This window comes from Chromatiales bacterium (genome assembly GCA_024234935.1).
In the GTDB taxonomy this organism is placed as follows: domain Bacteria; phylum Pseudomonadota; class Gammaproteobacteria; order Steroidobacterales.
In genome coordinates, this window is sequence record JACKNI010000001.1 from 588,804 (window position 1) to 609,307 (window position 20,504).

Below are 20,504 nucleotides of genomic sequence, written 5' to 3' on the forward strand. Positions count from 1 at the left end.
GCTGGAGGCGGCTCGGCTGATCGTTGCGGTGTTAAAAAAAATGGTCTCCGGGACGCGCGCTATGCTAACACGGATCAGGCATTATGCCGCCGCCGGAACCCTGTGCCATGCAGCCTGCTGACCTCATCATTGCCGCCCGCTGGATCGTCCCCGTCGAACCCGAGGGGCAGGTTCTCAATGACCATGCCCTGGTGGTTCGCGACGGCCGGATTGTCGATCTCTTGCCCACTGCCGAAGCCGCTCGGCGTTATGCCGCCGTGGCGCTGGTCCGGCGACCAAACCATGTATTGCTTCCCGGGCTGGTCAACGCCCATACCCACAGCCCGATGACGCTGTTCCGCGGGTTTGCCGACGATATGCCCCTCAGCGCCTGGCTCGGCCAGCACATCTGGCCAGCCGAAGCGCGCTGGGTGGATGCCGGCTTCGTGCGGGACGGCGCCGAACTCGCCATGCTGGAAATGCTTCGCGGTGGCACCACCTGCTTCAACGACATGTATTTCTTTCCGGACGTCGTCGCACGGGCCGTTGATGCCAGCGGTCTCCGCGCCTGCATCGGCATGATCGTGCTGGAGCAACCCACGGTCTGGGCACAGAACGCCGAAGAGTATCTGCGCAAAGGCCTGGCGGTACGTGACCAGTTTCGCGGCCATCCGCGCATCTCGATGGTGTTCGCGCCACACGCCCCCTACACGGTTGCCGACAGCAGCTTCAGGCAGATCCAGCTGCTGGCCAACGAACTCGACACGCAGATCCACATGCACGTCCATGAAACTGCCGACGAGATTGCGGAAAGCGAGCGGCGCTTTACGCGCCGGCCGCTGCAGCGACTCGATGAGATGGGCCTGCTCACGCCACTCCTGGCTGCCGTGCACATGACCCAGCTCCTGCCGGAGGAAATCGCCCTGTTGCGCGAGCGCGGTGTCAGCGTGGTCCATTGCCCTGAATCGAATCTCAAGCTGGCCAGCGGCTTCTGTCCGGTTGCGGAACTCGCCAGCGCGGGCATCAATATCGCACTGGGCACCGATGGCGCTGCCAGCAATAATGACCTGGACATGTTTGGCGAGATGCGCAGCTGCGCACTGCTCGCCAAGGGTGTGGCACAACGTGCCGACGTCGCACCCGCCGCAGCGGTACTCAGTATGGCGACACTCAACGGTGCGAAGGCGCTCGGTCTCGACGATCGTATCGGCTCACTTCTGCCCGGCAAGGAAGCCGATGTAATCTGTGTAGACTTGTCCGCGCCTGCCACCCAGCCGGTTTACGATCCGGTTTCCCATCTGGTCTATGCGGCCTCGCGCGACCAGGTCAGCGATGTCTGGGTCGCCGGCCGCCAGTTGCTGGCCGACGGCCAGCCGTTGCTGGCCGAATCCGCACTGATTCTGGCGCGCGCGGAAGCATGGCGGGCACGACTTTCAGCCACTCCGGAGAGCGTTGCAGATGACTGAACATGCGAATGCCAATCTGGCGGAACTGGCGCATTTTGGCGCGCTTGCCAGCCGCTGGTGGGATCCCGACGGTGAGTTCCGCACGCTGCACGATATCAATCCGGCACGCATTGAGCTGGTCGATCAGCGCATCGGCCTTCAGGGCAAGCGCATCGTCGATGTGGGGTGTGGCGGCGGACTGCTCAGCGAGGCCATGGCCAGATGCGGCGCGGAGGTTACCGGCATCGACATGTCAGCCGAAGTGCTGGATATCGCGCGTCTGCATCTGCTGGAATCAGGACCCTTGCCGGTCACCTATCTGCATGTATCGGCGGAAGACCTCGCGCAAAGCTCACCCGGCAGCTTTGATGCCGTCACCTGCATGGAACTGCTGGAACACGTGCCCGATCCTGCATCGCTCATTGCCGCCTGCGCGCGGCTGGTCAAACCGGGCGGCAGCGTCATCGTGTCAACCCTCAACCGCACGCCGCGCGCTTTCCTTACCGCCATCGTCGGTGCCGAATACCTGACCAGGCTCGTGCCGCGCGGCACGCATCACTACGGGAAACTCATCCGGCCCTCGGAACTCGACGCCTGGGCGCGGCATGCCGGGCTGAGCCTTGAGGCCCTGATCGGCGGTCACTACAACCCGCTCAGCCGCAGTTTCAGTCTTGGTGGCAATGTAGGCGTCAATTACTTTGCACACTTTCGCCGCCCGCGCGGAGCCGCTGACTGATGCCGCGCTGGTCAGCGCCGGCAATACCCGCTGCGGTGCTGTTTGATCTGGATGGAACACTGCTCGATACGGCGCCAGACATGGTGGCCGCACTGAACGAGCTTTGCCGGTTGCAGTCGGTTCCGGTACTGGCGTGGGAAACAGCCCGCGCCCAGGTATCCAACGGTACGCTCGGCCTGCTGCGCGCGGCATTCCCCGGAACCGACCCGTCCCGACGTCCCGATCTGCAGCAGCAGTTCCAGCAACTGTATGCGGCGCGCCTGGTCAGTGAAACCCGCCTGTTCCCCGATATGGAACCGCTGCTGTCCAGACTTGAGCAGCAGCGGATTCACTGGGGAGTGGTCACCAACAAGCCCCGTCAGTTCACCGAACCCCTGCTGGCTGCGCTCGGTCTGCTCGAGCGCGCCGCCTGTACGGTAAGCGGCGACACGCTGGCCGAACGCAAACCGCATCCGCGCCCGATTCTTTATGCGCTGGAACAGATCGCGGCGTTGCCCGAACACTCGATCTATGTCGGCGATGCGCGCCGCGATATCGAATCGGGCCGGGCTGCGGGCACCGCTACCATCGCAGTGCGTTACGGCTATATTGAGCCCGGACAGGATCCCGACGCCTGGGATGCCGACTTTGTTGTCAGCACACCCGGCGAACTCTCACAACTCATTCTTGGATACAGCTGACGCCATGACATCCGCAGCCGCCAAAGCCTATCAACCCGCCGCCGACGTCTTGCTTGACCGGGTCATCCTGGTCACTGGCGCCGGTGACGGACTGGGACGGGCAGCCGCCCATGCTTTCGCTCGGCACGGTGCGAGCGTGATCCTGCTGGGCAGGACCGTACGCAAACTCGAACAGGTCTATGACGAAATCCTGGCCGCAGGCGGACCTGAACCGGTCATCGTCACGCTCGATCTCGCCAGGGCGCATGGTCCCGACTACAGCCAGCTTGCCGAACAGATCGACAGCAACTTTGGCCGGCTCGACGGCCTGCTGCATAACGCAGCCATGCTCGGCGAGCGTGCGCCGATCGACTACTACGATATCGGCATCTGGCATCAGGTCATGCATCTGGACCTGAACGTGCCCTTCATCCTCACACAGACCCTGCTGCCCCTGCTGCGCAAGGCTGCAGACCCATCGGTGGTCTTTACCAGCAGCAGTGTCGGGCGGCGGGGACGGGCCTACTGGGGCGCCTATGCGGTAGCCAAGGCCGGCATCGAGAACCTGAGCCAGGTGCTGGCCGATGAGAATGAGGGACGACTCCGGGTGAACAGCATCAACCCCGGTGCCTCCCGGACGCGGATGCGGCGCGAAGCCTATCCGGGTGAAGACCCCGAAACCCGGCCCGAGCCAGCCACCCTGATGGGACCGTATCTGTATCTGATCGGACCGGCCTCACACGGCGTGACGGGACAGAGCATCGACTGCCAGTAGCAATCAGCTCTCTTCGTCTTCGTCTGCGCTGCGCAACCCGGCTGCGATATACACGCGGTTGAGCTCCGCCTCTTTCAGCAGGCGATGATGCCCTGCCCGCACCGAGCGCGGCAGACTGACCGGACCATAGCGCACACGGATCAGCCGACTCACGCGGCAGTCAACCGCAGCCCACACTCGCCTGACCAGCTGGTTGCGACCTTCAGCGACCACGACCTTGAACCACTGGTTGGAACCTTCGCCACCGGCAGCTTCGACGATGTCGAAAGCGGCCGGACCGTCCTCGAGCTCCACGCCCTGGCGAAGCAGCGCGAGTGTCTGTGCTGTCACCGTGCCTTGCACCCGCACGGCATATTCACGTTCGATCCCGCTCGACGGATGCATGAGCGTGTTGGCCAGCCCGCCATCGGTCGTCAGCAGCAGCAGACCCGATGTCGCAATATCGAGGCGGCCCACGCTGATCCAGCGACTGCCCTCCAGCGGCGGCAACCGGTCGAAGACCGTCGGCCGGCCCTCGGGGTCGCTGCGGCTGCACACTTCACCGGCCGGCTTGTGATAGAGCAGCACCCGGGGACCGGGGCGCGACTTGCGCAAAGCCGGTACCGGCCGGCCATCCACGAGGATGCGCTCCCGGCCCGTGACCTTGGTGCCCAGCGTCGCAACATTCCCGTTGACCGTTATGCGCCCGGCACTGATCCATTGCTCGATTACGCGCCGCGAGCCCACGCCCGCAGACGCCAGCACCTTCTGCAGGCGTTCAGTCATGATGCTCGATGTTCCGGGCGGTGATCAGCGTGCCTTGATTGGCACGACAGTCGCACTGTGCTGCTCGCCATCGCCATGCGCCGACGTTTCATCATCATGCACCGGCACCACTGTGCCGCGCGCTTCGGATATCTGCGTGACGGTCGCGAGTTCGTCGGACTCATCGTCATCCATGCTCTCAGCATCGCCCGTCAGGTCAGCGAGGCTGCCGGGCAGCACTTCACCATCTCCGAGGTCGAGCTGGGCGGTGAGCGATTCCAGGTCCTTGAGATCGGCAAGCGGCGGCAGTTCATCGAGACGCTTCAGTCCGAAGTAATCCAGGAAATCCTTCGTCGTGCCGTAGATTGCGGGTTTGCCCGGCACATCGCGAAAACCGACGACACGTATCCAGTTTCGTTCCAGCAGCGTGCGCATGATGTTGGTTGTTACGCCGACGCCGCGGATCTCCTCGATATCGCCCCGCGTCACCGGCTGCCGGTAGGCGATGATCGACAGCGTTTCCATCAGCGCCCGCGAATATCGCGGCGCCCGCTCTTCCCACAGATGCGACACCCAGGCCGACATGCTCGTCCGCAACTGGATACGAAAACCGCTGGCAACTTCCTGAACCGTGATGCCGCGGTTTTCATAATCGGCCTGCAACGCGACGATGGCCGCGCGCAGATCATCGCGCTCCGGCGGATGTTCGTCGCCGAAAAGGCCTTGCAGCGTGGCAAGGTCCAGCGGCCGTGCGGCGGCAAGCAGGGCCGCCTCGACGATATATTTCAGCTGTTCAGTTTCCATATCGGTCCATCAACCTTGCAGTTCTGCGGGTTCTGCCTCCGCCTCGGCCTGCCCCTCGACAAGAACGGGGCGTACTGACGCGGCCCGGACGTGAATTGGCGCATAGGCTTCGGTCTGCACAACCTCGATCAGCGATTCCTTCAGCAGCTCGAGAAGTGCCAGAAAGGTCACCGTAACGCCCATGCGGCCTTCGGTCGCATCAAACAAGGACATGAAGTCCACGAATGATGTGCCCTGCACCCTCAGCAGAACGTCAGACATCCGCTGCCGCACTGACAGCGGCTCACGTGAGATGTGGTGATGGGCAAGCATCTCGGCCCGCATCAGCACGTCCCTGAAGGCCAGCAACAGTTCCTTCAGCGTCAGGTCCGGCAACCGGGTAACGACGGTGCGTTCGGTCATCTCCGCACTGGCCTGGTATGTCTCACGCTCCAGGCGAGGGATCGTGTCCAGATCGGTGGCCGCCTGCTTGTAGCGCTCGTACTCCTGCAGCCGGCGTACCAGCTCCGCTCGCGGATCCGACTCCTCATCCTCAGCATCGCCGATACGCGGCAACAGCATGCGCGACTTGATCTCGGCCAGCATGGCCGCCATCAGCAGGTATTCACCGGCCAGCTCCAGCTGCAACTCCTCCATCAGCTCGATGTACTGAACGTACTGACGGGTAATTTCCGCGATCGGGATATTGAGGATATCGAGGTTCTGCCGGCGAATCAGATAGAGCAGCAGATCGAGTGGACCCTCGAATGCCTCCAGAAAAACCTCCAGCGCATAGGGCGGGATATAGAGATCCTGGGGTAACTCGGTTACCGCCTCACCGGCAACGATGGCAAACGGCATTTCTGCCTGGGCCGGCCCCGCCTGCACTTCTGCGACGGGCTCCAGCTCCGGAGCAGAAACCTGCACCTCTTCTTCCGTCATCTGCTTAAACGCCCACGAGCAACAGGATGAGATCGATAAACCAGCTCATCACCGGCAAAAGTATTCGACCAAGAATTCCGAATGTCAGCAACAGCAGCACAAGTATAAGGCCCCAGCGCTCGGCGGCATCGAGCTTCATGCCATGGCGTTCGGGCAACAGGCCACGCAACACGCGCCCGCCATCCAGCGGCGGTATGGGAATCATGTTAAATACAGCCAGCAAGACATTGAACTGTATGCCTATTTGTGACATGGAAAGCAGGAACTGACGCAGGCCCAGCTGGGGCTCGTTCCAGCCCAGCATTGCGCGGAACACCACAGCCCAGAGCAGCGCCATCAGCAGATTGCTCACTGGGCCGGCCGCCGCTACGGCGATCATGTTGCGCTTGGGGTCGCGCATATTGGCGGCCACGACCGGCACGGGCTTCGCCCAGCCAAATGCCGGCAGACCCAGCAGGGTCAGGATGAGCGGCATCGCGACGGTGCCGATCGGGTCGATGTGCTTGATGGGATTGAGGGTCAGGCGACCCAGCATCTCCGCCGTGCGATCGCCGAAGTAACGGGCCACCCAGCCATGTGCGGTTTCATGCAGCGCGATGGCGAACAGGACCGGGATGACTGCAGCCGCGAGTAGCTGGATTGAAGCTGCTGTGTCCGTCCCTGGCATGCCGGAGAGTATACGGTGATGGGCCGACTCGCGCCCTCAGGCAAATGCGCTCGCGTCACCACTGCCCTGGCGCAGCACCTGCGGATAGTCCCCGGTGAGGTCCACGACGGTGGTCGGATCAAGCCCGCAGTTACCGCTGTCGATGAGCAGGTCGATGCGGCTACACAGTATCTCCCATATCTCATCGGGATCAGCGAGCGGCAGATCATGGTCCGGCAGGATCAGTGTGGAACTCATCAGCGGCTCGCCGAGTTCTGCCAGCAAGGCCAGCGGCACCGGATGGTCCGGTACCCGGATACCGACCGTTTGCTGTTTCGGGTTCTGCAGTCGCCGAGGAACCTCCCGCGTAGCGCGGAGAATAAAGGTATAAGCGCCCGGCGTATGGGCACGCAGCAAACGGTAGGTGGAATTCTCGATGCGGGCATAGGTGGCAATTTCAGACAGGTCCCGGCAGACCAAGGTGAAATTGTGGTCCTTGCCGGTCTGGCGGATACGCTGCAGCCGCTCAGCTGCATCACGGTTACCGATATGCCAGCCGAAGGCATAGCCGGAATCGGTCGGATACACGATCAGACTGCCGTCGCGAATCAGCTCCGCCGCCTGGCGTATCAGCCGGGGCTGGGGATTCACCGGATGGACCTGTAAGCGCTGTGACATGCCGGCATTCTAACGGACGACCAAATCCGGAGCATGAATTGAGTATCATGCGAACGGGCTCCGGAACTGGTTCTGATGCAACTCTTTATCGATTTTCTGCCAATCGTCGCTTTCGTCATCGCCTACTGGCTTACCGACATAAAGACAGCGATTGCCGTCATCATGGTCGCCATGACCCTGCAGGTCGTGATCACCTACGCGCTCAAACGCACCGTCAGCCGAATGCTGCTCGCATCTGCGGCGCTCGTTGTCGTGCTCGGCGGGATCAGCCTGGCGATCAATAACGATCTCGTATTCAAGTGGAAACCGACGGTGCTCAACTGGGCCTTTTGCGCCGTCCTGCTGGTCAGCCGCTATGCCGGCGACAAACCGATGATGCAGCGACTGCTTGAATCGGTAGCCAAGGGTGAAATCAGGCTGTTGGCGCCGGACTGGCAGCGACTCAACCTGATGTGGGCCGGCTTTTTCCTGCTCTCCGGTGCGGCGAACCTGTATGTTGCCTACAACTTCTCCGAGGGCGTCTGGGTCAACTTCAAGCTTTTCGGACTGCTCGGCATGACACTGGTCTTTGTATTGCTCCAGGCTTTTTGGCTGAGTCGCCACGGGCTGCCAACAGAACCTGGAAATCATACGGAGAGCCAATGATGCTCTATGCAATCTCGGGCACAGATGCGCCTGACAGCCTCAACGGACGCAAACTCGCGCGCACCTCTCACCTCAATCGCGTCGCAGCGCTTCGCGATGCCGGAAGGCTGGTTCTCGCCGGACCGCATCCGGCAATCGACTCAACCGAACCGGGTGAGTGTGGCTACACTGGCAGCCTGATTGTCGCCGAGTTTCCGAGCCTCGACGAGGCGACCGCATGGGCACGCGCTGACCCCTATATGGCAGCAGGTGTCTGGTGCGAAGTCACGGTCAAACCATTCACGCAGGTCGCACCATGAATACCGCGCGTATCGAACTCATGCACAAGCTGCTCAGCGAAGCGCTTGAACCCGACTCCTGCGAAATCATCGACGAAGGACACCTGCACATCGGTCACGAGGGGGCACGCGGTGGCCGCGGACACTACCGTATCCGGATCGCCTCCCCGCGATTCCAGGGCATCTCCCGTATCGCCCAACACCGCCTCGTCTACGACGCACTTGCGGACCTGATGGTCGAAGAGATTCATGCGGTGTGTGTTGAGGTGGTTGGAGAATCCAAACCTCTGGGCGCACCCACTCCAATTCGACTAACTGAATAGATGTAGCCGAGCCTGAATCACTGAGCCCTCCGGTACATCACAGCGGAACCTTGGTCTGCAGCAACGTGCGAACCTCAAGCCCGCATACTAGTTACATAATCTAGTAACATCTTCGCTTAGCATCGCCTCCTAACCCTGCGATTTAATGGCGCAATCGCTATTGACTAACGATCGCATTGAACATATCGTTGTTACATAAGAAAGAACCATAGAAATGGAATCCGACCTTAAGGCGGCGCTACTTGCAGCGTATGCGCGTCTCTTGGGTCCGCTAGTCCGGATTCTTTTGCAAAACGGGATCTCTTACCCGGAGTTCGCGGAAACAGCAAAGAAGGTGTTCGTCACAGAAGCTACGAATGAAGCACCAGCTGGAGACATAGACAGCTTGGCAGCAAGAGCAGCAATTAGAACCGGAGTAACTAAGAGTGAAGCAATTGGTGTCTTGTCTGCAGATGAAAGTCCATCTGTAGAGAGCAACCTCAACCGTATAACACGCATATTAACCGGGTGGCATGCGGACACGACATATACAGGGCCATATGGATTGCCACTGGAGCTGCCGTTTCAACTGCGCGACCGACCAGATTTTGTATCCCTTGCACGGACGCATTGCCCAGATACTCAACCGGCTGCGATCTTGAAGGAACTCATTCGTATTGGCGTGGTTAAGGAAACAGAAAATGGTTGGCTTCGGGTACTGACGCGCACATACCTACCGAAGACTGACGCGCCGGACAGCTTAGAAAGAATAGGCCAGGCCATTCAGCATCTTGTAGAGACTGTTGAACACAACAGGCGGGAAACAGATACAGACCGACGGCTATTTGAACGAACCGTATACGCCGATGACGGAATATTCGAAGAAGATTTGCCTAGATTTAAACGCTACGTCCAAGGCAGAGGCCAAGTGCTACTTGAGGACATCGATAACTGGCTTAGCCAACTAGAAAAACCAAAGAACAGTGAGAGCAAACGGGTAATTCAAACGGGAATCGGTATCTATCACTACATTGAAAAAGAAACCGATAACAACAAGTAGCTCGCCTTCTATCCGTTTCTCGCAATTGCCGTAATTCTAGCGATTAGGGATTCTTCAAAATGCAGCATTTAGTTTCAGCTAAAACCCTATTCTTGATATGTGGCCTATACGCGGGCTGCCTTGCACTTCCTTCAGGTACTGGATACGCCTTTTCAGGCACAGACAACCCGCCTGGCCTCCGGCTAGTTGGTCGTACCGTCGATGGCGCGATTGTAATTGACGGATCCGATAGCCAACTCACGGACTTGGAGACGATCGCGGTCATCACACGCAGGAATATTCCGAATACATTGGCCCCCGAACTTATTAGCATTGGAACTATCGAGTCTTTTGACCAAGCTAACAACTTGTTGGTAGTTGCTGGGCAAACCACATTTATACCTAGAAATACGCAATTAATTGATGCGTCAAGCGGCAAATCATCTTCACTTGGTTTCAATGGTAAGGATATCCATGATTTGCACATTGGACGTCATGTGGCCGTGGCCGGCGACATTATTGGGCTAGGTCAGTCGATTGCCACGTTCGTAGTACTTATACCGACTCCAGCAGCTCGAGGAACATCACTTGTTTATGTTCGCGGCATACTGCAAGAAAGTAACCCGAATAGCCGAGAACTTGTTATTGGCAACACCAAGCTGGATCTCGGCATTGTCAGATCCAGTGACTACGACAACCTATCGCCAGGCGACCTACTTGAGGTAGTTGGTTACGACGCCGGACCAGGGCAGTTGACGGTAACAGGGCTTTCTAAGCTAGCGCCACAAGACCCACTTACTACAGGCAATCCAGCGCCGCAGGATACCGCCCTCAGCAGTGGCTTGAATGGTATCCACGGCAGTGGCTTGAAGGGTATCCATGGCAGTGGCTTGAAGGGTATCCATGGCAGTGGCTTGAAGGGTATCCACGGCAGTGGCTTGAAGGGTATCCATGGCAGTGGCTTGAAAGGTATCCATGGCAGTGGCTTGAAGGCCGCCCCATTGGAGCCATCGGCTGACAATCGCTAAATATCCTCCTCAAAATAATAAACGCCAAATCCGCAGCTTTTTCGAGGAGATTGCGACAGCGTTTCAAGTTGGGCCATATCTATACGCTCTCTCTCGCCTATCCAAGTATCTAGCTGCAACAGCAGCTCTTCAGCTTTTTGCTCGGACAGAATCCGGAAATCATGCGCAGAGGCTTCTGATATCCGTGTAGTCCATGCATATCTTTCCAAACGACCATTTTCGGTTTCCGGACCCTCGCGAGCAATGACATCAGCGTTATGCGCTAATGTACTAGCAATGTTCTTCAGCGAAAATATCATGGTCTTTACAAACTCGACATCAACCTCGGTTGGCGTGTACTGACGACGAACGGCACGCATAACATCATCACCAGACTCCTTAATCGCGCCAGAGCGCTTAAGCTCGAGTCGCGCCGCGTCAGGCTGGATATCGCCGGCATACTTTGCAACTAAATCTGCAAACGAGTATTCACCATTAATGAAGTTGAGCGGACGAGGAACACCGTCGTTCGAGTAGTCTGGATCGCTATGCCAGAAATGCAGAATCTGCGTTAATGGATTCAGTTCAGAAGCCCAAAATTCGGCTTCAGTCTCTGCTAGGTCGCAATCACGAAGCCTTGTCACTTCCTTTCGGCCGACCCCTGTTATTGCGGACACCCGAGAAATGCTTGCTAGCCGCCCGCGAACGCCATATTCATCGCTTGCAACAGAAACAAATGCCGCCCTACAGATCTCCGAGAATTCCTTATAGCCAATCCCTGATCTCAATAAAAAACGTGCTAAAGGGCGTAAAAAACTCCCCAAGCCCAGAAGTACTGCACGCTGCAGACTGGGACTCCGTTCTTTTCTACTATCCTTCACCATAGGGAATTACCGTACTTAGAAGCCCTTTAGCCCAACAACATTACGTGCAATATCGACAGCCTTTGGGCGAGTGGGGTACAAAACAACTCACTCAATCATAAAATCCGACCACCGCATACGATGAAACGTATATTAATCAGGCTTAAAGTCGCTTAATCCATGGACCCCTTACTCAGCCTGATCATCCGCATGGGCCTCAGCGTCCTGTTCGCGACAGCGGCGGTCAGCAAGCTCCGCAATCGTCGGGAGTTCTACGCTGCCATGCTCGCATATCAGTTGCTGCCACCGCGCTGGGCAATCAATCTGGCAGACATTTTGCCATGGGCTGAGGGGGTAATTGTCGTCGGATTGATACTGGACATTAACGCAGCGCTACCAGCTGCTGCGAGCCTGCTCCTAATCTACGCACTGGCTATGGCAGTGAATCTCGGTCGGGGCAGACGCGACCTCGACTGCGGCTGTGGCGGCGCTCCGCAGCCGCTAAGCAACTGGCTGGTTGTCCGTAATCTGGTTCTGGCCGGAGGGGCGTTGGCAGCATGGTATTGGCCGGCGGCGATCCTGGCCTGGAATCCGGTTGATGCACTCATTGTCATCAGCGCGGTGGCCTTGTTGACGCTGATCTACATCAGCAGCCACCGGTTTCTGGCCAACCGCAGTGGATCGGATCGGAATTAATACCGAAATGCGGAGTTGGTGGGCCGTGATGGACTCGAACCATCGACCAACGGATTAAAAGTCCGTTTTCATAACCAAGAAGCTGACTTTCAACCGCTTACATTTTGGTTGAATAAGGCTGCAGTCCTTTGACAGCATAACTTCTAGAGGCTACATTAATCCGCGTGTCGTCGGAAGTCGTTTGAAACCGCCTGCTTACACGGCGCTTACACGACGAATTCGGCAGGGAGGATTGATGGCTGGAAACCTCACCAAGACCGCTATAGAACGCCTAGCAGCGCCTGAGAGCGGCTATCTGCTCATCTGGGACCCTGACCTAAAGGGCTTCGGCCTTCGCGTCACCGCCAACGGAGCGAAGTCCTGGATCTTGCAAACCCGTATCAAGGGCCGCTCTCGCCGGTTAACCATTGGGCGCTTCCCCGGTGTGACCCCAGAGGTTGCCCGCAAACAGGCCCAGAAGCTCATTGGACAGGTAGCTAACGATGGCGATCCAGTGGCCGAGAGGTCCCGCCGGAAGGTCGCGAGCATCACCCTAGAGCAGGCATTCATCGAATACACCGAGACCCGGCGGCGGAAGAAAGACGGCAAACCCCTGAAAGCCAGAACCCGCGCCGACATGCTCAGCGCGATGAGTGAAGCTTTCGAGGACTGGAAGACGCGCCCCTTAGCCGGCATTACGCGAGACATGGTGCAGAAGCGCTACCAGCTTCGTGTACAGGCATCGGTAGCCCGAACCAATCTGGCGTTCCGGTATCTGCGGGCGGTTTTGAATTACGCGATTGCTGCGTATAGGGACTCCGAGGGGCGGCCCGTATTGATGGACAACCCCGTGCGTGTTTTATCGGAGGCCAGCAAGTGGCACGGTCTCAAGGCTAAGACTTCGGTGCTGTCGCCCGACGACCTAAAGACTTGGGTACCTGCCGTACTGGCGCTAGCCGATACACCAGACCGCCCAGCCGGTAAGGGCAAGCAGATTCCACGCCTGCGGCATGGTGAAGTTTTCCGGGACCTGTTGCTGTTTCTGGCATTAACCGGGTGTAGACGCGGCGAAGCCATGCAACTCCGCGTTCAGGACGTGGACCTTGAAGGCGGGACTCTGACGTTTCCGGACACCAAGAACCGCCAGGATCACCGCCTGCCCCTCACGCCATATCTCCGCAAACTGCTCGAACAGCGTATCCGTCAGGGCAAAGGTAAGGCGCTGGTGTTCTCCTCCCCTTTCGATGGTGCCCCGACAAGGAACCTGCGTCACGCCCTCGCACGGGTGCGGACAGCGACGGGTCTCACGTTCTCCCCTCACGATCTGCGCCGGTTAACAGCCAGTTCACTTGAGCGCCTAGCGGTACCCGTCTATACGATCAAAGCTGTACTCAACCACCTACCTGGCGCTAATGACGTAACCGGCGGTTACGTGCAGGTTGACGAAGCAATGAAACTGGATGCCCTAACTAAATTGCAGGGCTTTCTCTTAGGCTTTGCACTAAAGGGAAAGAAGGTTGTTCCATTGAGGGAAGCGCAGTGAAAAAAGCTCTCAATGACTACCGCGTAGATACGCGTTGGCACAACAATGTCGTCGAGCATCTTCAATGCTTCCTGGACACGGCCCACAAAACCTTCGCAAAAGATCCTGATGGGCTGAAGTGGATCGAGGCAGCCATACCTACAGCCCACCATGCTCTGATTGGTTATGCGAGGGGCGAAATGAGTATTGAAGAAACTCTATCCGTAGTTAACAAGCTTGCGCAGCCATGTCCACCGTCAGCGCGTATCTTGCTTCTAGGCATCACCGCCGATCGTGCCCTGGAAACAAAGCAGCGAAAACTGGGTGAATCGAAGCCACTGATCCCTCGATGGCTGCGAGCCATGTGCGGCGAGTTCGTAGAAAAAGGCATGGCCGAAGGTGGGCTGTCGCGTGAGGATTCGATAGACAGCGTACTGCAACTGCTGAACAAGTGGGACTTAATCGACCTGCTTTCGCGACAACCCAAGGAATCAACGCTTCAGGAATGGCATCGGGAATGGAAGAAATCCAACGGGGTGCCAATGAAGCGCGGTCGCCCCCGGAAATGTCAGTAGAGGTAGCGCATTTCCGATTTAATTAGAGTTCATCTACCTGCAATCTGGGTGAAACGGTTCGATGTCCGAATCGATGGAGTACCGCCCGATGCAGACGAATCTCACCCTCGCCGACCTTCAAGCTGATCCTGAGCGGTTACTGACAGACACCGAGGCTGCTCCCTTCCGTGGTGGCACTACCGCAACCTTGGCCCGAGACCGTTGGGCCAATACAGGGATACCGTTTCTTAAACTGGGCCGCAAGGTCGCCTACCGTGCTGGTGACATCTTGGCATGGGTTCAGACACGGCGCGTCGAAACTCATCAGCAGGCCGCCTGATAACCCCCATGAAAAAGGCCGCGCACCGAACCTTAAGGGTCGGCCTGCTGCTAGACCATGGTGGCATCTGGAAAGGCGCTCCTATGCGAGATGGTGAAGCTCTGGTGCGACGTTACCCGATGACGGCCGATCGGACGGTGCAGGCATGAGCGCCCACATCCTGCAATTTCGCCAGCGATCAGGTCCGACCTGTACACGGTGCGGGGTTCACTTCCGGCCGGCCCGGCCTGAGCACCTGTTCTGCCACCAGTGTTACCGATGGGCGCGTGCCTGGCTCGGTATTGCACAGGCCCGAAGCGCGCCGCGGGGCGAGCAATGAGCGCTGTCGATATGGCATACGCAGTAGGGGTGCAGGGCCATGTCTAACCGGTCCAAGGCAAAGGGCAGGTCAGAGAGCGGCAGCTATACCAATCTGCCACACGCTTTTCTGCAGCACCCGAACTGGCTCGAAGCCAGCCCGGCTGCCGTCAAGTTGTTCATGTATCTGGCGGGGCAGTATCGCGGCCATAACAACGGCGATTTGTCCTGCTCATTCACGACGATGAGAGCTATCGGCTGGAAGAGCAATGCCACGCTGGCCCGTGCTATCGATGAGCTACTGGCTCGGCAGTTTATCGTTCGCACACGACGCGGTGCGAAGAAGGGGAAGTGCCATTTGTTCGCGCTGACTCTCAGGCCGATCAACGACAGCGACAAGCTCGACCATGACGTTACGCCCAGCAACATCGCGGGCAACGAGTGGAAGCGTGGACCAGACCCCGAACTTTGGGCAGTTTTCCAATCCCGTAGGCGGGACCGAATAGACCGTATACGGGACCATGTAGACCACATACGGGACCAATCAACCAATTCAGTCCCGCATACGGTCCAGCCAGAAGGTATTTCGACGACTTTTCAATCCCGTATACGGTCAACTAGTAGTAATACCAGGTCAGGTGCTTGCGATAGGGCTGATTCCCTGCCACCTGAATCTGATGATCTGGGTCTTAAAACAGCGGGCGGGTCGAATCTGCATTCGCTATCCGCCCTCGAAAGGTCCGCATCCAAAAGACTGCCGACACTCTCGCCAAATGCCCGCCTTGCAAAGATAGCTAGGGCTGCCGAGCTATGGTCAGACAAGGACAACGAGAGCCTGGCTAAGCTCTCAGGCACCACGCTCGAAGAAGTGCAGCAGTGGCGAGCGACAACTGCATGAGGAGCATCGGCGGACAGCTCGACTACTCAGCCCTGGCGAACCTGCACCGGCCAGACGATCCCGAAACACTCAGCCGAGAGGCTCACTCGCTTGCTGCCCTCGGATTCAAGTCACGCGACATTGCCGACGCGCTGAACCTGGCACCGGCTGCTGTTGCGTTCCTGCTCAACCCAAAGGAGAAACGACATGGCCAAACGTAAAGCCTTCCCCCGCAACCCGCTTGTCTGCGATCGCCCAACCGACTCTCTGGACTACTGCGCTGCTGTCATTGACTACGTTGCCCACTCTGCCAGCGAGAACCTGCCCAGTGACAGCCATGAGTTCGGGCAGTTCCTGGTGCTGATGGCAGTTCGGGATGCGCTGCGCTTCGAAGTTGAGAGAGTGGGGCCACGTGGCAGCGCGGGTGGTGGGCTTTGATGCATGGGAACACGGTTCAACATTTTATTGAAAGGAAGGAGACAGCATGACTACCCGTAGTGAATATTTGGCTGATCTGGATACGGCAGCCGAAACCATTGGCCGGTCCCTGAGTGGGCTTAGGGCTGAGCGCGCGGCCAGGCTCGATCAGGCCCGAGTGTGCCCGCTGCATGAGATTGAAGCACTCCATGACGCCGAGGATCGTTTTGACTACCTGGTGCTGGGGCTACTGGAAGCGCATGGGCTGAGTGATCTTCTGATCGGCCATCGGCTGCCAGCGGCTGACCTAACGGGTACCGCGATACTCGAAGTCGGCGGCACGCTTCTAGCCAAAGTCGATCAACAACTGGCAGCAATGGTGACACGCCAAACACAGCGGAGGACAGCATGAAAGGCGAAGTAACAGAACGGACGGCGCTGGAAGATCGTGTGGCTACGGCTAAGGCCGCGTATCGCGTTGCGGCTGCTGAAGCGGCAGCTGGTAATGCCGAGGCCAAACGACGTATGCCGGACCTATGGCAGGCCATCGGTAGTGCGACAGGCGCGCTACGAGACTTCGACGCCATAGGCGATGAACGACTCCGCCTTGAGCGTGAACAGGAGGCGGCAAGTCAGTTACGTCAGGAGGTGGACACCATAGCCACCAGTCTGGCTGCAGTGGATGAGGTGGCGGCATTGGCGGTTGTCCTGGCCGATCAGGTTAAGCAGATCGCGTCCACCCTGAACAAAGCCAAGGATGCCCGGGACTTGGCGGCAGCCGGTATGGACTCTGCCCCGGAGCGAGACTACGAGGCGTTCGTTTATCTGCTTTCCCGGTTTGAGACTGGTCTTGCGGCAATGTTGGGCCAGTCAATTGAGGAAATGTATTACATCAACATCTCGGCTGAGACCCAGTTGCAGCGTTCAGATACGCCATGGGCGGAAAGTGTGGCATTGCGGTGTGAGGCCGCAGCGAAAATGTTACAGGCACGTTTGACGCCAAAGGAGGCGGCATGAATACCACCAACACTCAATCACCAGACGCGGATTCGGATCTGTCAGTGCTCTACCCGACCATGTCACAACCGATTGAATCCAACGAACCGATGTATAGCGCCGGGAAGGACTACGGCCCAGCTCTGCGCGATAGCATGGATGAAGTGTGCGCCCATGTTGGCTTTGGCGTGGATGACCGGGAGGGCTACCTGCAGGATGTGGCAACGACGTTCCGTGAATTGGGCATCTCACCGGCTGACGCTGCCCCCCTGCATGATTTGATCGTCGGTGGACTCAAGAAGCCAACCTCACCAGATCAGATCAATGCGTGGAATCGAGAAATCGAGCGGGACGGCAAATATGGCTTCGGTGAAAAGGAGTACACCCGCCGCCTAGATCTGGTACGTGACTACCTCACCCGCCGCCTATTTCTTCGGGACATTCTGACCGACACAGGGATGGGCAGCCATCCAAAGGTCGTGATGGCCCTGCTGAAGCAAGCCTATTCCCTGCCCAGGAAGTGAGGCCGTCATGCCCGCTGACCGTCACGAAACTGCTCAGTCCGTTACCGGAAACGCCATGCATGGCAACGATTCTGGTGAGGACAAACAATTAGCCGTCGGATCGCCCGTGCGCGTGGGGCGACTGGAAACATTAATCTCATTGCGAGCAGAAGCGGCTCGGCTATACCGCGAAGCACGTAGGCGGGAGGGACGGTATCCAGATGCTTTGACGGCGCAACGGCTTGCCGCAGTTCTGGGCTCAGTTCGTGGCTATATCGAACTGACGGAGCTTGAGGCGCGTATGACTGCCATGGAGCAGAGAAACGATCGATGAGCACGCATCTCAGGGCGCGTATGCGCCGATTGGAAACGCGAGTGCCACCTGTTCAAGAAGCCACTTTGTACGATTACATAGCGGCCGCAATGGATCAGGAGTACAGCGAGCAATTCACTGCGGATCTTAATGCTGGCCGAATAGCTGAGGGTGCGAGCGGTTGGTACCTACGGCATATAGCCAAGCATGACCCCACCATCGGTATGTTTCATTGGGTTGATCCGATAACTGGCGAGTCCTGGTCATGGCCCATGGGCGCACGAGACCCCCGCCCTGAGAAATATCGGACTTACGAGCTGCGCGACCGATCAGAGCCATTGCCGACATTTGTGGCAGGCCAATCCAAAAAGCGGCCTAGCTGCCACGCAGAGAACCACGACCCGTAAGACTGAATGCAAGGAAGGTAAACGAGCTTAGCAAAGGATCTCAAAAGCCCCGAGAATTACGCCAACTACAAAAGCCGCCTGACCTACCCAGCCCACCCACTCTGCTCGTTCACCCCAGTCGGGCACGGGCTTTGCGGAGGTACCGCACTCCTTGACGGTGAGTTGATTGTTGGCAAAGCCGAGCATCCGCCGACGGACGTCCATATGTATTGCATACCACGCGCTTCGCAAGAACCGAAGCGAAACGCCGGTGCAAACGAGTCCGATACAGAATGACAGCAGGGCCAAACTGCCACTTCGATCGGCACCGCCACCCATGTAGGCCAACATAGCCGCAGCACCACCGCCGTTCGTCAAGAATGTAGTTTGTGCAATCTTGGCGTCGATCTCGGACAAGCGATCAAGGGAATCCACAGACTGCGTCTGGAGCAAGTCGAGCAGGCGGTTTGCTCGCTCTGGGTCAAGATCCGAATACCGTTCCGGCATCTGGGCGTCCATCGCTCTTGCCTCCGAGGGACTGTGGTTTTGGTTGCAACGCTTACACCGTGCTTACACGGCAAAAGTAGCCAAGCGACAAGGCCCGTAACTCATTGATTTATTGGTGGGCCGTGATGGACTCGAACCATCGACCAACGGATTAAAAGTCCGATGCTCTACCACCTGAGCTAACGGCCCATATCGGGTATCGGGTGCCGCGAGGGCTTTGGACGCGCGGCATTCTATGCCGGCAGGTCTGGATCAGGCAAACGATAGCGGGTCGAATCGGGAACTCCTGCCGCTGCAAAACCGGCATGTCGCAGGCGACAGGCGTCGCAGCGTCCGCAGGCTGCGCCATCTTCATCGGCCTGATAACACGATACCGTCCGCGCAAAGTCGACGCCGAGACGGATTCCTTCGCGCACGATCGCCGCCTTGCTCATCGAGAGCAGCGGCGCACGCAGCTCGATTGGCTTTCCCTCGACACCACGGCGCGTGGCGAGATCGGCGAGGCGCTGGAATGCCTGCAGGTATTCCGGCCGGCAATCCGGATAGCCGGAGTAATCGACGGCATTCACACCAGTATAGATGCGGTCGGCATCCAGGACTTCGGCCCAGCCGAGCGCAAAGGCCAGAAATACCGTGTTCCGTGCCGGGACATAGGTAACCGGAATCCCCTCACCCGGCTTGTCCGGTACGGCGATCCTGCTGTCGGTCAGTGCAGAACCTCCGATCTCGCCCAGACCGATGGTGAGCGTGCGATGCTCAATCGCACCAAGATCTTCGGCAAGTGCGGCTGCCGCATGCAGCTCGGCCCGATGCCGCTGCCCGTAGTCAAAACTGAGCGCGTGACAGGCAAAGCCGTCATGACGCGCCATTGCCAGACAGACTGCGGAGTCCATTCCTCCTGAAAGCAGCACGACGCCACGTTTGTTCTGCGCTGACATGCTCAGTGCCCCGGCGCATCGCCCCAGAGATATTTGTGCAGCTGCAACTGGAAGCGCACCGGCAACTGATCAGCGAGCACCCATTCCGCCAGCTCCCGGGCGGCGAGCTGCCCCCATGAAGGCGAAAACAGCACTTCGCACCGGCTGTCCAGCTGACGTTCGGCCAGTACTTTTCTTGACCAGTCGTAATCGGGCCGGCTGCAGATCACGAATTTGATCTGGTCATCGCGCTTCAGGCGTGGAATATTTTCCCAGAGGTTGCGTTCGCTCTCACCGGAGTCCGGCGTCTTGATATCCAGAACCACGGTTACCCGCGGATCAACCGCCGAGATATCAAGCGCCCCGCTCGTCTCAAGCGAGACGGCATAGCCCGCATCACACAGTGCGCTCAGCAGCGCGAGGCAAGCAGGCTGCGCCAGCGGCTCGCCACCAGTCACACACACGTAGCGGACACCAAAGGTCCGCACCTGGTCGAGAACCTCGGCGATGGTCTGTCGGGTCCCGCCCTGGAACGCGTAGCTGGTGTCGCAATAGACACAACGGAGCGGGCAGCCGGTCAGCCGCACAAATGCAGTCGGATAACCCGCCGGACGCGACTCGCCCTGCAGGGAATGGAATATCTCGCTGATACGCAGGGCTGACACGACTGTCTGTGCGG

The 20,504-nt window shown here is 58.5% G+C and carries 26 protein-coding genes and 1 tRNA gene; 17 read left to right on the plus strand and 10 right to left on the minus strand.

Annotation, left to right across the window (positions count from 1 at the left end):
* Positions 1–107: 107 nt before the first annotated feature.
* From H6979_02780 to H6979_02795, 4 genes are read left to right on the plus strand one after another with little or no spacing between them, the layout of a single operon-like run.
* Positions 108–1,445 carry a TRZ/ATZ family hydrolase gene (locus H6979_02780; GenBank protein ID MCP5138767.1) on the plus strand — a complete coding sequence of 446 codons (1,338 nt, stop codon included), beginning with the start codon at positions 108–110 and terminating at the stop codon, positions 1,443–1,445.
* A complete protein-coding gene (gene ubiG, locus H6979_02785) occupies positions 1,438–2,160 on the plus strand; it encodes a bifunctional 2-polyprenyl-6-hydroxyphenol methylase/3-demethylubiquinol 3-O-methyltransferase UbiG (GenBank protein MCP5138768.1) in 723 nt (240 codons plus the stop codon). The genes H6979_02780 and ubiG overlap by 8 nt, the downstream gene beginning before the upstream one ends.
* Positions 2,160–2,840, plus strand: a complete 681-nt coding sequence (locus H6979_02790) for an HAD-IA family hydrolase (GenBank protein MCP5138769.1) — start codon at positions 2,160–2,162, stop codon at positions 2,838–2,840. The genes ubiG and H6979_02790 overlap by 1 nt, the downstream gene beginning before the upstream one ends.
* 4 nt (positions 2,841–2,844) lie before the next feature.
* Positions 2,845–3,594, plus strand: a complete 750-nt coding sequence (locus tag H6979_02795) for a YciK family oxidoreductase (GenBank protein ID MCP5138770.1) — start codon at positions 2,845–2,847, stop codon at positions 3,592–3,594.
* 3 nt (positions 3,595–3,597) lie between these two features.
* On the opposite strand, the gene H6979_02800 is transcribed toward H6979_02795, so the two are convergent.
* The 5 genes from H6979_02800 to H6979_02820 are packed head-to-tail and all read right to left on the minus strand — an operon-like array spanning position 3,598 to position 7,387.
* Positions 3,598–4,359, minus strand: a complete 762-nt coding sequence (locus H6979_02800) for a pseudouridine synthase (GenBank protein MCP5138771.1) — start codon at positions 4,357–4,359, stop codon at positions 3,598–3,600.
* 24 nt (positions 4,360–4,383) lie between these two features.
* On the minus strand, positions 4,384–5,142 hold the full coding sequence (scpB, locus tag H6979_02805) for an SMC-Scp complex subunit ScpB (GenBank protein ID MCP5138772.1): 759 nt from the start codon (positions 5,140–5,142) through the stop codon (positions 4,384–4,386).
* Between the two features lie 9 nt (positions 5,143–5,151).
* On the minus strand, positions 5,152–6,063 hold the full coding sequence (locus H6979_02810; GenBank protein ID MCP5138773.1) for a segregation/condensation protein A: 912 nt from the start codon (positions 6,061–6,063) through the stop codon (positions 5,152–5,154).
* Positions 6,064–6,067: 4 nt separating this feature from the next.
* Positions 6,068–6,730, minus strand: a complete 663-nt coding sequence (locus H6979_02815) for a site-2 protease family protein (protein MCP5138774.1) — start codon at positions 6,728–6,730, stop codon at positions 6,068–6,070.
* A gap of 36 nt (positions 6,731–6,766) precedes the next feature.
* The gene (locus H6979_02820) at positions 6,767–7,387 is read right to left on the minus strand and encodes a threonylcarbamoyl-AMP synthase (GenBank protein ID MCP5138775.1); all 621 of its coding nucleotides are present in this window, start codon (positions 7,385–7,387) and stop codon (positions 6,767–6,769) included.
* Between the two features lie 75 nt (positions 7,388–7,462).
* On the opposite strand from H6979_02820, the gene H6979_02825 reads away from it, so the two are divergent.
* The 5 genes from H6979_02825 to H6979_02845 all read left to right on the plus strand — a co-directional run bounded on the left by H6979_02825 (position 7,463) and on the right by H6979_02845 (position 10,679).
* Entirely contained in the window at positions 7,463–8,032 is a 570-nt protein-coding gene (locus H6979_02825) for a septation protein A (GenBank protein MCP5138776.1), read from the plus strand.
* Positions 8,032–8,331, plus strand: a complete 300-nt coding sequence (locus H6979_02830) for a YciI family protein (protein MCP5138777.1) — start codon at positions 8,032–8,034, stop codon at positions 8,329–8,331. Before H6979_02825 ends, H6979_02830 begins: the two co-directional genes overlap by 1 nt.
* Positions 8,328–8,633, plus strand: a complete 306-nt coding sequence (locus tag H6979_02835) for a BolA family transcriptional regulator (GenBank protein MCP5138778.1) — start codon at positions 8,328–8,330, stop codon at positions 8,631–8,633. Before H6979_02830 ends, H6979_02835 begins: the two co-directional genes overlap by 4 nt.
* 214 nt (positions 8,634–8,847) lie before the next feature.
* Complete coding sequence (locus tag H6979_02840; protein ID MCP5138779.1) at positions 8,848–9,672, plus strand: hypothetical protein; 825 nt, start codon at positions 8,848–8,850, stop codon at positions 9,670–9,672.
* A gap of 59 nt (positions 9,673–9,731) precedes the next feature.
* Positions 9,732–10,679: a hypothetical protein gene (locus H6979_02845; protein MCP5138780.1), complete on the plus strand. Its 948-nt coding sequence runs from the start codon at positions 9,732–9,734 to the stop codon at positions 10,677–10,679.
* Here the strand turns inward: H6979_02845 and H6979_02850 are convergent.
* The gene (locus H6979_02850) at positions 10,676–11,542 is read right to left on the minus strand and encodes a hypothetical protein (protein ID MCP5138781.1); all 867 of its coding nucleotides are present in this window, start codon (positions 11,540–11,542) and stop codon (positions 10,676–10,678) included. The genes H6979_02845 and H6979_02850 overlap by 4 nt on opposite strands.
* A gap of 159 nt (positions 11,543–11,701) precedes the next feature.
* Here H6979_02850 and H6979_02855 point away from each other — a divergent pair, with 159 nt between their 5' ends.
* The 8 genes from H6979_02855 (at position 11,702) to H6979_02890 (ending at position 17,723) form a co-directional block, all read left to right on the plus strand.
* On the plus strand, positions 11,702–12,217 hold the full coding sequence (locus H6979_02855; protein ID MCP5138782.1) for a methylamine utilization protein MauE: 516 nt from the start codon (positions 11,702–11,704) through the stop codon (positions 12,215–12,217).
* A gap of 235 nt (positions 12,218–12,452) precedes the next feature.
* Complete coding sequence (locus tag H6979_02860) at positions 12,453–13,739, plus strand: integrase family protein (GenBank protein ID MCP5138783.1); 1,287 nt, start codon at positions 12,453–12,455, stop codon at positions 13,737–13,739.
* Positions 13,736–14,293, plus strand: coding sequence for a hypothetical protein (locus H6979_02865; GenBank protein ID MCP5138784.1), 558 nt, complete (start codon positions 13,736–13,738; stop codon positions 14,291–14,293). Before H6979_02860 ends, H6979_02865 begins: the two co-directional genes overlap by 4 nt.
* Positions 14,294–14,381: 88 nt before the next feature.
* Complete coding sequence (locus tag H6979_02870; protein ID MCP5138785.1) at positions 14,382–14,612, plus strand: DNA-binding protein; 231 nt, start codon at positions 14,382–14,384, stop codon at positions 14,610–14,612.
* A 1,381-nt stretch (positions 14,613–15,993) separates the two neighbouring features.
* Positions 15,994–16,224 carry a hypothetical protein gene (locus tag H6979_02875; protein ID MCP5138786.1) on the plus strand — a complete coding sequence of 77 codons (231 nt, stop codon included), beginning with the start codon at positions 15,994–15,996 and terminating at the stop codon, positions 16,222–16,224.
* A 46-nt stretch (positions 16,225–16,270) separates the two neighbouring features.
* Positions 16,271–16,615, plus strand: a complete 345-nt coding sequence (locus tag H6979_02880) for a hypothetical protein (protein MCP5138787.1) — start codon at positions 16,271–16,273, stop codon at positions 16,613–16,615.
* Complete coding sequence (locus H6979_02885) at positions 16,612–17,220, plus strand: hypothetical protein (protein MCP5138788.1); 609 nt, start codon at positions 16,612–16,614, stop codon at positions 17,218–17,220. The genes H6979_02880 and H6979_02885 overlap by 4 nt, the downstream gene beginning before the upstream one ends.
* Positions 17,217–17,723: a hypothetical protein gene (locus tag H6979_02890; GenBank protein MCP5138789.1), complete on the plus strand. Its 507-nt coding sequence runs from the start codon at positions 17,217–17,219 to the stop codon at positions 17,721–17,723. The genes H6979_02885 and H6979_02890 overlap by 4 nt, the downstream gene beginning before the upstream one ends.
* Positions 17,724–18,449: 726 nt before the next feature.
* On the opposite strand, the gene H6979_02895 is transcribed toward H6979_02890, so the two are convergent.
* From H6979_02895 to queE, 4 genes are all read right to left on the minus strand, one after another.
* Positions 18,450–18,920, minus strand: a complete 471-nt coding sequence (locus H6979_02895) for a hypothetical protein (GenBank protein MCP5138790.1) — start codon at positions 18,918–18,920, stop codon at positions 18,450–18,452.
* Between the two features lie 101 nt (positions 18,921–19,021).
* Positions 19,022–19,097, minus strand: a tRNA-Lys gene (locus H6979_02900).
* A 44-nt stretch (positions 19,098–19,141) separates the two neighbouring features.
* A complete protein-coding gene (gene queC, locus H6979_02905; GenBank protein ID MCP5138791.1) occupies positions 19,142–19,846 on the minus strand; it encodes a 7-cyano-7-deazaguanine synthase QueC in 705 nt (234 codons plus the stop codon).
* Between the two features lie 2 nt (positions 19,847–19,848).
* Positions 19,849–20,490, minus strand: coding sequence for a 7-carboxy-7-deazaguanine synthase QueE (gene queE, locus H6979_02910; GenBank protein MCP5138792.1), 642 nt, complete (start codon positions 20,488–20,490; stop codon positions 19,849–19,851).
* Between the last annotated feature and the right edge of the window lie 14 nt (positions 20,491–20,504).